12 protein-coding genes and 1 pseudogene are annotated in these 12613 nt (G+C 66.5%); 11 read left to right on the top strand and 2 right to left on the bottom strand.

Annotation, left to right across the window (positions count from 1 at the left end; all coding sequences use genetic code 11):
• The first annotated feature begins 110 nt into the window (after positions 1-110).
• Entirely contained in the window at positions 111-602 is a 492-nt protein-coding gene (locus tag QI633_RS24520) for a MarR family transcriptional regulator (RefSeq protein ID WP_282427373.1), read from the top strand.
• Between the two features lie 77 nt (positions 603-679).
• On the opposite strand, the gene QI633_RS24515 is transcribed toward QI633_RS24520, so the two are convergent.
• Complete coding sequence (locus tag QI633_RS24515; protein ID WP_282427372.1) at positions 680-1165, bottom strand: cupin domain-containing protein; 486 nt, start codon at positions 1163-1165, stop codon at positions 680-682.
• An 88-nt stretch (positions 1166-1253) separates the two neighbouring features.
• Between QI633_RS24515 and QI633_RS24510 the strand changes: the two genes are divergently transcribed.
• The 8 genes and pseudogenes from QI633_RS24510 (at position 1254) to QI633_RS24475 (ending at position 8725) form a co-directional block, all read left to right on the top strand.
• Positions 1254-2870: an ABC transporter substrate-binding protein gene (locus QI633_RS24510; RefSeq protein ID WP_282427371.1), complete on the top strand. Its 1617-nt coding sequence runs from the start codon at positions 1254-1256 to the stop codon at positions 2868-2870.
• A 69-nt stretch (positions 2871-2939) separates the two neighbouring features.
• Complete coding sequence (locus QI633_RS24505; RefSeq protein ID WP_282427370.1) at positions 2940-5078, top strand: FAD-dependent oxidoreductase; 2139 nt, start codon at positions 2940-2942, stop codon at positions 5076-5078.
• A gap of 493 nt (positions 5079-5571) precedes the next feature.
• Entirely contained in the window at positions 5572-6510 is a 939-nt protein-coding gene (locus QI633_RS24500) for a 3-hydroxyacyl-CoA dehydrogenase NAD-binding domain-containing protein (protein ID WP_282427369.1), read from the top strand.
• Positions 6511-6522: 12 nt separating this feature from the next.
• A complete protein-coding gene (locus QI633_RS24495) occupies positions 6523-7404 on the top strand; it encodes an amidohydrolase family protein (RefSeq protein ID WP_282427368.1) in 882 nt (293 codons plus the stop codon).
• A gap of 29 nt (positions 7405-7433) precedes the next feature.
• Positions 7434-7829 (top strand): hypothetical protein, encoded by a 396-nt coding sequence (locus tag QI633_RS24490; protein ID WP_282427367.1) that lies wholly within the window; start codon positions 7434-7436, stop codon positions 7827-7829.
• Positions 7772-7915, top strand: coding sequence for a LuxR C-terminal-related transcriptional regulator (locus QI633_RS24485; protein ID WP_282427366.1), 144 nt, complete (start codon positions 7772-7774; stop codon positions 7913-7915). The genes QI633_RS24490 and QI633_RS24485 overlap by 58 nt, the downstream gene beginning before the upstream one ends.
• Positions 7916-8075: 160 nt before the next feature.
• Positions 8076-8248: pseudogene (locus tag QI633_RS24480) on the top strand (transposase); the annotation flags it as partial.
• Positions 8249-8308: 60 nt separating this feature from the next.
• Positions 8309-8725, top strand: a complete 417-nt coding sequence (locus QI633_RS24475) for a pyridoxamine 5'-phosphate oxidase family protein (RefSeq protein WP_282427365.1) — start codon at positions 8309-8311, stop codon at positions 8723-8725.
• Positions 8726-9118: 393 nt separating this feature from the next.
• Here the strand turns inward: QI633_RS24475 and QI633_RS24470 are convergent, their stop codons facing one another.
• The gene (locus QI633_RS24470; RefSeq protein WP_282427364.1) at positions 9119-10021 is read right to left on the bottom strand and encodes a LysR family transcriptional regulator; all 903 of its coding nucleotides are present in this window, start codon (positions 10019-10021) and stop codon (positions 9119-9121) included.
• A 213-nt stretch (positions 10022-10234) separates the two neighbouring features.
• Between QI633_RS24470 and QI633_RS24465 the strand changes: the two genes are divergently transcribed.
• Complete coding sequence (locus tag QI633_RS24465; protein WP_282427363.1) at positions 10235-11344, top strand: PrpF domain-containing protein; 1110 nt, start codon at positions 10235-10237, stop codon at positions 11342-11344.
• Positions 11345-11402: 58 nt separating this feature from the next.
• On the top strand, positions 11403-12608 hold the full coding sequence (locus QI633_RS24460) for a hypothetical protein (RefSeq protein ID WP_282427362.1): 1206 nt from the start codon (positions 11403-11405) through the stop codon (positions 12606-12608).
• Positions 12609-12613: the final 5 nt, after the last annotated feature.

Genomic DNA, 12613 nt, shown 5'->3' with positions numbered 1-12613 from the left:
GATTGCGTGACCAGCCCCACAGCCAAGCCTGGAGGTCCCATGTCCGAAACCTCGCCCTGTGAACCTGGACTACGGCAGCCACGCAGCGTTGCTCGGGTAAGGTCGGCATCGTGAGTCCGCGGACATCGAGCCGGCTGGTTGCCAAGCCCGTGCCGAGCCTGAGCTACGTGGTCGGCCGTCTCGACAAGGCGCTCGCGAGCGCGATGGGCGAGAAGGTCGCCAAGTACGGGGTCACCCTTCCTCAGTACACCGCACTGTCGGTTCTCGAGATCCAGAGTGGCCTGTCCAACGCCCAGTTGGCGCGCCGCGCGTTCGTGCGGCCTCAGTCGATGATGCAGGTCGTGTCCGAGCTCGAACGCAAGGGCCTGATCGAGCGGGCGCTCGAGCCCGACAACGGGAGAATCCTTCGTACCAAGGTCACGAAGGCGGGCCATCGTCTCCTCGAGGACTGCAACAACGACGTTGCGGAGCTTGAGAAGGAGATGCTGGCCGATGTTGCGCCCGCAGACCGCGACATCGTCCTCGAGGCCCTGATCAGCTGCGTGCGACGGCTTGGCGGAGGTCTACTCACCTCATCGCGGGCCGACGAATCCTCAGCCTAGGCATCAGGCCCGTCCGTGTTCAGACGTTCTGGCAGCGGACGGGGCCCTGAACCGGATGGATTTGCCAGCGCGGCTTGCTAGTCGTCTGCCATGAGGTGCAGGTCGCCCTCGCCGTGGAAGTAGCCCACTCCGGTCGATCGAACGCCGATGAAGTCCTCTCCCTCGAAGGGAGTCCAGACGCCCACCTTCTCGGAGTCCGGGTAGAACGAGGCGCCCAGGCCGGAGTTGGAGAAGCCCAGGATCCGGACCCGGCCTTCCGACTTGTTGATGAGCTGATGAGTACCGTCGGTGCCTCGCGCAGCGAACATGACGTCGCCGGTGGCGAGCTCCTGGAAGCCTTCGGGAGTGCGGACGGTGACCTGTCCTTCGAGGACCACCGCCCACAGCTCGTGGCCGTACTCGTAGTGGTACGGGCACACGGCCTGGCCAGGTTCGAGCTCGAACGCCACCGCATGGGTGAGGTCCGCGCCGACGCTGAAATGGTGGACGCCGCCTCGGTACGGAGCCGGCGCGCCCAGGTCGCGCTCGTAGGGAACTTCCTCGAATCGATTGATGGTGACCACCCTTGCACTGTATCAGGTGGACTGATACTTTCGCCTCAATGTCGCAAGGGGCGACAGCTCGATCGTGAGCTCAGCTGGAGGTGTACCGATGAGATCTGCACTCCTCGCGGGAAGATTCCGTGAATCGAATCGCATGGCCGGAGGGCAAGTGATACGAGCTGTTCTTGCCGTCGTGCTGGCGGTTGCTCTTGCTGCTTGTGGAGCGAAGGGTCGCGGCAACTCGGAGGCCGATGGTCCGGTTCAGAAGGGCGGCACGCTGACGATCGGCTCCAGCGCGGAGCCGCTGTCGCTCGACCCGGGCAAGTCGGAGACGGCTCCGCCCGCTGAGCGTCCTCTGCTGCTGGCTTTCCAGCGCCTCGTCGAGGCCTCGCCCACGTCGAACGAGATCGTTCCGGGGCTCGCGACGTCGTGGGAGTTCAACGGAGCGAAGACCCAGCTGACGTTCCACCTCGGCGACTTCAAGTTCGCCAACGGCGACTCCGTGACCGCCGATGACGTCAAGTTCTCCCTCGAGCGTTTGACGGATCTGAAGGTGAACCCCGACTTCGGCTACACCTACCAACGCCAGATCAAGAAGGTGAATGCGCCCGACCCGACCACGGTCGTTCTCGAGCTCCAGGCCGGCCCGCAGCCAGATCTCCTCGACTGGCTGACTTTCACGGGTGCATCGATCTACAGCGAGAAGGTGTTCAAGCAGCTCGGCGAGAAGAAGTTCGGTGACGCTCCGACCGACGCTGGGTCAGGGCCGTTCAACATCGAGCGCTTCGATCGCGGTCAGCGCATGGTGTTCAAGCAGAACCCGAACTGGACTGGTCAGAAGCCGAACGTCGACGAGGTCGTCATTCGCATGATTCCGAACGACAACGCGCGGATGCTCGCTGTCCGGTCCGGCGAGATCGATGTCGCCGAGAGCGTCCCGTACCCACAGATCAAGAGTGTCGAGGGCGTCCCTGGTGTGAAGATCGAGGAAACCAAGATTGCGTCAGTGTTCGCACCGTGGATCGCCTCGGATGGGCCGACGGCTCCCAAGGAGGTTCGCCAAGCGCTCCTGTACGCGATCCCGTTCGAGACCATCAAGAAGGTCGCGTTCGCCGGGAAGGGGACCATTCCGAACAGCACTGTGCCGCCCCTGCGGTACTGGGACAGCGCCGTGCCTGCCGTGAAGACCGACCTCGCGAAGGCCAAGGAACTGATGGCGGCTTCCCCAACCCCGAACGGCTTCACTTTGGAGATGCTCACCCTCACCGGTGACACGGTCTCCAACCAGACTGCCCAGATCTTGCAGCAGGCCTGGAAGGAGATCGGCGTGACTCTGGAGATTCGGTCGTTGGATCAGGCTGCGTTGTACCAGGCAAACATCGACGGCAACTGGCAGACGATCCTGTTCGGTCCGGGAAGCATGGCGAGTCACGTCCCGACGGAGGCCGAGTTCTACGACAACTGGGCCAACCCGGCCATCGCGAAGTACTTCAAGTACGACAACCCGGAGCTCGGCGACTTGATGAAGCAGGCGAACAGCACCTGGGATGAAGCTGAGCGCAAGGACCTGTACGCAAAGGTCCAGCAGTCAGCTCTCGACAACCTGGCATGGCTGCCGATCCTGTTCGATACCTCGGTCTACGCCGTCAGCGACTCAGTGCACAAGTTCGGAGTGACGCCGCTCGACACGTGGAGTCTCATGGACACCTGGGTCTCGTCCAAGTAGGTCCCGAGCAGGCGTGGTCGCGGACCAAGCCGCGACCATGCCTCCTCAACTCTCAACCGGCAGGGGCACATGACCAAACGCGATCCACGTCACGACATCTTGTTCGATCCCGTGCAGATCGGGTCCAAGACCATCCGCAATCGCTTCTACGCGGTCCCGCACTCCGCGGGCATGGGTGTCGAGAAGCCGCGGTCGCAGGCTGCGTTCAGGGGCATGAAGGCACAGGGCGGCTGGGGAGCTGTCTGCAACGAGTTCTCTCCAGTGAGCTACGACTCCGACACTTCGCCGTCCCTGTCGTCGCACATGTGGGACGACGAGGACGCCAGGTGCCTGCAGCTGATGTGCGAGAGCGTGCACGAGCACGGAGCCCTGGCAGGCATCGAGCTGACGCACCTCGGCGGAAGCATGGTGAGCAACTACACCAGGTGGCCGACGGTGGCGCCCTCCGCGATCCCTGTCGGAGACCCAACACTGGTTCCCAAGGCCATGAGCTTGAGCGACATTCAACGGGTCCAGTCGGACTGGGTCGACGCAGCCAAGCGTGCGCGAGACGCCGGCTTCGACATCATCTATGTGATGGCCACGGATCTGCCGATGCAGTTTCTGTCGCCGTACGTCAACCAGCGTCAAGACCAGTACGGCGGATCGTTCGAGAACCGCGCACGCTTTTACCTTGAGACTCTTGAGAGGGTGCGCGACGCAGTGGGCTCGGACTGTGCCATCGCTACCCGTATGGGCATCGGGGGCATGCGCGAACGTGGAGTGACCAACGAAGAAGGACTGCAACTCATCGCGCAGGCTGACCCGCTCATCGATCTGTGGGACGTCAACATCGAGGTCGGTGATCCAGCTGTCGAGCTCGGTGCATCTCGCGGCTACCCGCAAGGGTTCCAGCGCCACATCGGCGAATGGGTTCGTCAAGCCACGACCAAGCCAATTGTCGGTGTGGGGAGGCTGACCGACCCCGACGTCATGGTTGACCTCATCAAGGCAGGCGTGTGTGACCTGATCGGGGGTGCGCGCCCCTCGATTGCCGACCCGTTCCTGCCGCAGAAGATTCGCGAAGGCCGTTACGACGACATTCGCGAATGCATCGGCTGCAACATGTGCGCGAAGACCGCCGAGTTCGGTGCGCCGCATCTGAACTGCACCCAGAACGCGACCGCGGGTGAGGAGTTCCGCCGGGGCTGGAACCCGGAGGTGTTCGGCGAGGCCGACAACAACAACAGGAACGCACTGATCGTCGGCGGTGGACCGGCAGGCATGGAGTGCGCGATCGTTCTGGCCAAGCGCGGGTTCGACAACGTGCACCTCGTCGAGTCGCGCGACGAGCTTGGCGGCCACATGCGGTGGGTCAGGGACCTCCCAGGCCTCCAGACCTGGTCGCGGGTCGTCGAGTGGCGCGCGAGCCAACTTCAGCGCCTCAAGGGAGTGACAGTCGCGCTCAACAGGTCCCTTGATCTCGAAGGGATCTTGGACTACGGCGCGGACCTCGTGGTGATGGCTACCGGGTCCACCTGGTCGCCCGACCCGGTCCTCGAGCAGCTCGATCTGGACCCGTCCCGGGTGCTGCTGCCTGAGCAGATCATGGATGAGGGACTTCGCCCAGAGGGCAGTGACGTGATGGTCTACGACCTCGACGGATACTATGTCGGCGTCGGCTTGGCGGAGCTCTTGGCTTCAGAGGGCTACTCGGTCAGCATCGTGACGCCGGGTTCTGACCTCGCCCCACGGACGTACTACACCGGGGAGGCGGGCATCATCCGGCCGCGACTCCGCGAACTTGGGGTCTCCGTATGGACGGGGCGTTCCATCACCCGCTTCGCGGACGGCTCGGCCAGTCTCGAGTCCGAGTTCGAGCCTGCGATCGACGTCCGGGCTGAGTCGCTGGTCGTCGTCTCGCGGCGAACCTCTGACGATCACCTTTATCTGCAGCTGAGCGCAGATCCGGAACAGCTTGAGGACGCGGGCATCGAGAGCGTCTATCAGATTGGTGATTGCGTTGCGCCACGCGTGCTCGCAGACGCCATCTTCGACGGTCACCGCCTCGGTCGTGAGATCGACAGCGCCAACCCGGCAGTGCCGAAGCCGCACCGCCGGGAACGATTCGTGCTGGTGGCCGACGAGGAGGGAGCGGCGGAGTCCGAGCGTGTGAGCACGTTCTGGGAAACGTCGGGCACAGGTCAAGCTGAGTCCAAGACGCCGTAGGGCCCTCTGCGCCGGAGAGCATGGTGTTGATCGGTTGCGCTACCGCGTCAGCGCACGAGCGCGACCATCACGCGCCGACGAACTCGGCGGTCGCTCCGATGCCGCCGTGCGTTGGAGCAGCTTCCTGCCCGACGCGGCGGGAGCGACGCGCCCTGAGGCCGCGCCCGGAACGGTCCAGGTCCGGGTTCTCGCCCAGGTCCGCGCTGCTAACGAACGAACTTCCAGATCTACGAAGGACTCACGTTGACTACCAGTCGCAGGGCATCGGTCCTCGGTGCGATCCGCACTCCATTGGGCAAGAGCAGCGGAATGCGCACAGATCACGCCATCGACGATCTTTCCGACTCCGGTGGGCCAGGAAGCGCCGAGACCTTGGGCTTTTCGTCCCGTGGGTTGAGCCAATGGTTGGGGTTGCGATGAGTCTGCTCCCAATGTCCCTGAGACCACTGCTGGTGTTCGTCAACTGGATGGGCGTCACGATCGTGAGGAACAGATGAAGTCAGGGCCAGTAGCGGTCATTGGGGCCGGCACCATCGGTATCGGCTGGGCGGCGCTGCTGCTTGCCCGCGGTCACGATGTTCGCGTCTTCGACCCGGCTGATGGCGCCGAGGTTCGTCTGCGGGACGGGGTCGAAGCGGCGTGGCCGGCCCTTGAGCGACTTGGCCTGGCCGCGGGAGCTGACCGATCGAGGCTTACGACGAGCGCGACCCTTGAGCAGGCGCTCGAGGGTGCGACGTTCGTACAGGAGTCCGGGCCGGAGGACCTGGAGGCCAAGGCCGAGTTGCTGGCTGATGTCGATGCGTTGGCCCCCGAGGGGGTCGTTGTCGCTAGCAGTTCCTCGGGGCTGATGCCGACCACGCTCCAGCAGATGTGTTCGGCACACCCTGAGCGAGTGCTGATCGGGCATCCGTTTCACCCGGCGCAACTCGTGCCGCTGGTTGAGGTGGTGCCGGGGGAGCGCTCGTCGAAGGAGTTCGTCAAAGCTGCCTTCTCGTTCTATGAGTCCCTGGGCAAGCGGCCTGTGCTCGTGCGAGGAGAGGTGCCCGGCCACCTCACCAACCGGCTTCAGGCAGCGCTGTGGCGCGAAGCGTATTCGCTGGTCGAGCGTGGCATCGCGACGGTTGGTGACATCGACACGGCAATCAGTTCTGGGCCGGGTCTTCGCTGGGCGTTGCTGGGTCCGCTCGCTGGACAGCATCTGTCCGGCGGGCCTGGGGGTATGGCCCATACGCTTCGCCACCTTGGGCCGCCCGCCCAGGTGTGGATGGATGACCTGGGCGCTCCCCGACTCACTCCTGCTCTCACCGACGCCCTCGTTGCAGGGGTTGACGCGGAGCTGGAAGGCATCGACCAGCGCGATCTCGTTGCCCAGCGTGATGAACTGCTCGTTGAGCTGATTCTGCGAAAGCGCGACTTCCCTTCTCTTCCCTGAAAGGACCCAACAATGTATGAGTCCCGAATCGACGTCGGCTCCGTCATGGCGGTCGACATGCATGTGCACGTGGAAGCCGATGCGCACGGGAATTTCTCGCTGGATCAGGAGCTGCTCGATGCTTCCGCCGCCTATTTCAGGGCGGACCAGGACCGGTCGCCGACCGTAGAAGCGCTTGCGGCTCACTATCGCGAGCGCAACATGGCGGCGGTGATCTTCACGGTCGACGCGACGACCGCGCTCGAACACCCGGCGCTGTCGAGCGAAGAGATTGCTGAGCGAGCATCGGAACACGCGGACGTCCTCATCCCGTTCGGATCCGTCGATCCGCTTTCAGGGGCTGCTTCAGTGACTCGGGCGCGACGGCTGGTCGAGCAGCACGGGGTGCGCGGCTTCAAATTTCACCCGAGCCTCCAGGGGTTCCGTCCCAACGATCCCAAGCTTCGCCCGCTGTGGGCGGAGTTGGAGGCGCTCGGGGTAGTTTCCCTATTCCACACCGGCCAGACCGGAATCGGTGCTGGGCTCCCGGGCGGCCGTGGCATCAAGCTTCGATACTCGGACCCGATGCTGATCGACGATGTCGCTGCGGAGTTCCCCGCCCTGCCTATCGTCCTGGCGCATCCCGGTGTGCCGTGGGTCGACTCGTCCATGGCGATCGCGACTCACAAGGCGAACGTGTTCATCGACCTGTCGGGGTGGGCCCCGAAATACTTGCCGCCGAAACTTGTCCGGCAGGCCGGAACTATCCTTCGCAACAAGGTGTTGTTCGGGTCGGACTACCCAGTCCTTGCACCCGACCGTTGGCTGCGGGAGTTCGAGGCACTCGACATTCCCGACGCGGCCCGACCGCTGATTCTCAGGGAGAACGCGATCGGCCTGCTTGGACTTTCCTGACGGCGGAGGTGTGCTCGGCAGCTCGGGGCTTGGGCGCGTTCACCGCCGACGACCCCGACCGAGCGCGCGACTGGGTCGAGCAGCCCGGCTGCTGGCCGTGGGCCGACGTGCACGCGAACGCCTTCGTGCTGGTGGGGCGGCAGGACGAGGCGGACGCCTTCCTGACCTGCCACGAAGAGGTCGCGCGCGAGCACGGCCACGCCTCCGCGACCGCCCGGCTCGCCTACGCCCGCGGCCGCTGGTACGGCGTGCGCGGTGACCTCGACGCCGCCCGCTGCGACCGTGAGCTCGCCGCCGACGGCGTCAAGGTGGTCCGCGGGCACCGCGAGCTCGACGACCTCGCCCCGCAGGAGAGGCCGTCGCCGGGTTGGTCGCGCAGGGCCGCAGCAACAAGGAGGTCGCCGCCGAGCTGTTCCTGTCGGTGAAAACCGTGCAGTTCCACCTCGCCCGGGTCTACGCGAAGCTCGGGGTCCGATCGCGGGCCGAGCTCGCCGCGCGGAGGTCGCGGTGAGTGCCGCGCCGCTGAGAGACGATGTGCTGTGAGCTGTTGGCAACGCGAGCCGCTCCTTTGCCCGAGCGACGGCACCGATGAATCGCCTGCATCGACCTCGTCTGGGATGAGGTGACCTCCGCGTACAACGTCGTGGCAGTGAGGAGCCCGGCACGAGGGCGCGGAACAGAGGGGCGACGTCGAGCCACGCATCCCAAACGACGCAAGGCCTCGTTCCTGCCCGTCATCCTCTAACCCCGCCGACGCACCGACCATGCGTCGTACGCGGTGGTGTCGGAGGCCTACGTCCACGGTGTCAGAACCCGCAGCATCGACGGCCTGGTCGAAGCCATGTTCGGGCGCCGGTCGCCAACCTGTTGCATCATGGGGCGCTGGTCCTGTCACAATGACGCTGTGTCTGACGCCCCGTTGCCGGAAGCTGCCCTAGCCATTGTCCGAAAGCCGAACCCGGCCGTCATGGCGACGGTCACGTCCGACGGCCGGCCCGTGTCGGTAGCGACGTGGTACCTCCTCGAAGATGACGGCCTTCTGATGCTGTGCATGAACTCCGATCGTGCCCGGCTCAAGCACCTGAAGAACAACGGACACGTATCGCTGACCGTGCTGGCGGCGGACGATTTCGGCACGCATGTATCAGTCCAGGGGCATGTCGTATCGATCAAGCCCGATGAGGGCCTGGCCGACATCGATCGACTCTCGAGGCACTTCCTCGGCAAGGACTACCCTGCCAGGGAGAGTCCTCTCGTCACGGTCCACGTGGCGATTGATCGATGGTTCGGTTGGTCGGGAGGTCGTCTGCTTGAGTACTGATGCCGGGCTGGGCGGCCGGAGGCAGCAGACGATCGCTCGCTAGCGCCGAACACCCACGCGGGCGGGGAATGTCCACTACGCCGCGGTGCTGGATCCCTTTGGCCGGCGTACCGTGGGACTGGTCCAGCGACGCATGCCAGAGTTCGACACGGGTCGTCAATGCTCTCGACCTGGCCATGCACAGCGGCAGTTCGGACCTGTCGGCGTGGTCCACGCCGACCATGGGGTCCAGTTGACTCCCGTCGGCCGTTGGCAGCCGTGTGCGGACAGCCGAGCTCTCGCCGTCCTTCGTCACCATGGGCGACGGCCCGGACAACGCCATGATGGAGGGCTTCTGGCCCCCGATGCAGAGCGAGCTCCCTCGGCATGTCCGCGCGGGGCAGGTTCCGGTTCTCAGGTGTAGGTCAACGCCGTCTCGACCAGCACGTCGTGCAGGGCCAGCTCGGCCGCACCTCGGACCCGTCCCTGACGGTGGGCGACCAGGACCCGCCGGGAGGGGGCGGTGTCGCCGAGCGAGACGACCCGCACGTCAGGGTGCTGGTTGACCGTGGCCGTCCGGGGGGCGAGGGCGATGCCGAGGCCGACGCTGACCATGGCCTGCGCCTCCTGGTAGTCGTTGGCCTGGAACGCGATGGTCGGCGTGAAGCCCGCCGCGACCGCGCTGCGGTCCAGCACCTCGACGACCGGATGGCCGCCGGCCCTGATGATCCAGGGCTCGGAGGTCAGGTCGCTCATCCGGACAGTACGACGGCGGGCGAGCCGGTGGTTCGCGCCGACGAGGAGCACCGTGGGATCAGTGAAGAGCTCAGTCAGGACCAGCTCGTCGTTGTCGATGCGCTGCCACTCGTAGTCCCACAGCAGGGACATGGCGACAGTGCCGTCCTCGAGCATCCGCACCAGGTTGTCCTCGCGCCCGCTGCTGATCGTGAGGGAGATGTTGGGGTAGAGCTCGCGGTAGCGGCGGACGGCGAGGGGGAGGAACGAGCTCCCGACGGTGGGGAAGGTTCCCAGCGTGACACTGCCGCGTCGCACCCCGGCGACCTCGGCCAGGTCGGCCTCGGCCGCCGCCAGGTGCCGGAGGATCTTGCGTGCGTGGGTCGCGAGCACGACGCCTGCGTCGGTCGGCGTCATGCCGCGGGCGTGGCGGTCGAGCAGTGGCTGGCCCACCTCGCGCTCCAGTCGGAGCAGCTGCTGCGAGATCGCGGACGGCGTGTAGCCGAGTGCTGCGGCGGCACCCGTCACCGAGCCCTCCTCCACGATCGCCAGCAGGACCTGCAGGCGCCTGATGTCGAGCATGACGCCGATTCTGCCTGAAGCATCGCTACAAAGCCATGAAGGGTGTTCCTGCGCTGCTTCAATCGCGGACGCGCTGCCCACGGGTGTCACGTGCCGGTAGTGGCTTAAGCATCACTTCACTCTCCTGTGACAAATGGCGATTGTGCTACAACTCACGGCAGCCCAACCTGAGGGGGTCCGGAGCGTCCGGGCGGCCCGACCCAGGAGGGGCGAATGCGAGAGATCGCGGCGACGTGGATGCGCGGAGGCACCAGCAAGTGCTGGGTCTTCCGACGCGAGGACCTGCAGGTCCCCGACCTGTCCGTCGACGAGGTGCTGCTGCGGATCTACGGCAGTCCCGACCATCGTCAGGTGGATGGCGTCGGCGGTGGTACGTCGACGACGAGCAAGGCCGTGATCCTCGCGCCGTCCTCCCAGCCCGGTGTGGACGTCGATTACACCTTCGCCCAGGTCGGCATCGACGAGGCCAAGGTCGACTGGGGCAGCAATTGCGGCAATTGCTCCGCCGTCGTCGCGTCCTTCGCGATCCGCGAGGGCTGGGTGTCGACGGGACCGTCGCAGACGGCTGTGCGCGTCCTCAACACCAACACCGACCAGCTGATCCTGCAGCACGTGCCCACGCCCGGTGGTCACCTGGACGAGGCCGCCTCGGACACGATCCCCGGCGTGCCGTTCCCGGGTGCCCCGGTGCGGATGGGGTTCGTCGACCCGGCCGGGCGCAGCACCGGCCGGCTGTTCCCGACCCGCTCGCCGCGCGACGTGCTCACGGAGGGCGTCGGGGGAGTGACCGTGACGCTCGTCGACGCCGGCGCCCCCGTCGTTGCTGCCCGGGCGGCCGACTTCGGCGTCCGCGGCGACGAGGACATCGCTGACCTCGACCGCGTGCCCGGGCTGCTGGACTGCCTCGACGTCGTACGACGGGAAGCCGGCGTACTGATGGGGCTCGCGCCGAGCCCCGAGGCCGTCGCCCGCGCCGTACCCAAGCTGGCGCTGGTCTCGGGCCCCGGTTCGCAGGACGGCGAGGAGACTGATCTTACCGTTCGCATGCTGTCGATGGGCCGGTTCCACCCGGCTGTTCCTGTCACCGGGTCGGTGGCGCTGACCCTCGCCGCGGGTGTCCCCGGCACGGTCGTGAACGACCTCGTGCGCCAGGACCGCCCTGCCGCGGGACTTCGCCTCGGCACGCCCGCCGGGTGTGTGACGACCTTCGCCGAGGAGCACGACGGCGTGCCCGTCGTCGGCGTCCTGCGGACCTACCGCCGGCTGGCCCACGGGTCCGTGGTGCTGCCCGACCCCCCGCTGCTCCCGTCCGTCTCGGCATGACAGTCCACTCCCTTGACACGGCCGGTCCGTGCGAGGCTCGCTTGATCTGGAGGAACCCATGACCCAGCACGTCAACGAGAGCGACGTGGTCGCGACCGCAGACGGCGACGTCCGGCCCGCGCAGGACGCGCCCGAGCGCCGGGCGCCCAGCCCACGGCTGGCCGCGGCCGTCGTGGCCGGCTTCACCGCCCTGGCGGTGGGTGTCTCCGTCGTCGGCGGCAACCTCCTCAACCCGGCGGCCTCCACGACCGACGGCGACTACGCCGGTGAGACCGTCGAGCTGATGATCCCCCTCGCCGAGGGCGGCGGCACCGACACCTGGGCGCGCTTCGTGACGACCGAGCTCACTCACGCGGTGCCCGGGTCGCCCGGCCTCGCACCGGTGAACGACGACGGCGGCGAGGGCATCCTCGGCACCAACCACTTCATGAGCTCGGCCGAACCGGACGGCACGGAGGTGCTGGTCAGCACGGCGTCGACGGTCGTCCCCTACCTGCTCGACATGCCCGCGGTGCGCTACGACTTCAACGAGCTGCGCCCGATCCTCGCGAACGGGACGGGCGCCGTGGTCTACGCCCGAACCGGTGCAGGCGTCCACGGGGTGGAGGACCTCGTCGACCGCGGCACGCCGCTCGTCTTCGGCGGCATCGCCGCGACCAGCCTCGACCTGACGACGCTGCTCGCCTTCGACCTCCTCTCCGCCGACGTGAAGGCGACCTTCGGCTTCGAGGGGCGCGGTCCGGTCAACCTGGCCCTCCAGCGGGGTGAGGTCGACATCGACTACCAGACGACGTCGTCGTACGGGCCGGCGGTCGAGCCGCTGGTCGAGGACGGCGTGGCGGTGCCGCTCTTCTCCCTGGGCCAGGTCGACGAGGACGGCGAGATCGTCCGCGATCCGAACTTCCCCGACCTGCCGACGGTCGTCGAGGTCTACGAGGACCTGTACGACGAGCAGCCCGACCCCGGGAAGCTCGAGACCTACCGGGCGATCCTCGCGCTGACGTACACGTACCAGAAGGCGCTGTGGGTGCCCGAGGACACTCCCGACGAGGCGGTGGAGCTGCTCCGCTCGACCGCTGACGAGATGGGTCGCGACCCCGAGTTCCAGAAGGCCGCGGCCGAGATCCTCGGCGGCTACCCGATCGACGCGTCCGAGGACCTCCCCGAGCGGATCGGCGAGGCCTACCAGGTCGACGACAGCGTGCGCGAGGACGTCCTTGCGCTCCTCGCGACCGACTACGACATCACGATCGAGCAGGACTGACCACC

This window comes from Nocardioides sp. QY071 (assembly GCF_029961765.1).
Taxonomy (GTDB): Bacteria; Actinomycetota; Actinomycetes; order Propionibacteriales; family Nocardioidaceae; genus Nocardioides.
The sequence above is the reverse complement of the archived record's forward strand: the minus strand, read 5'-3'. Positions and strand labels throughout refer to the sequence as shown.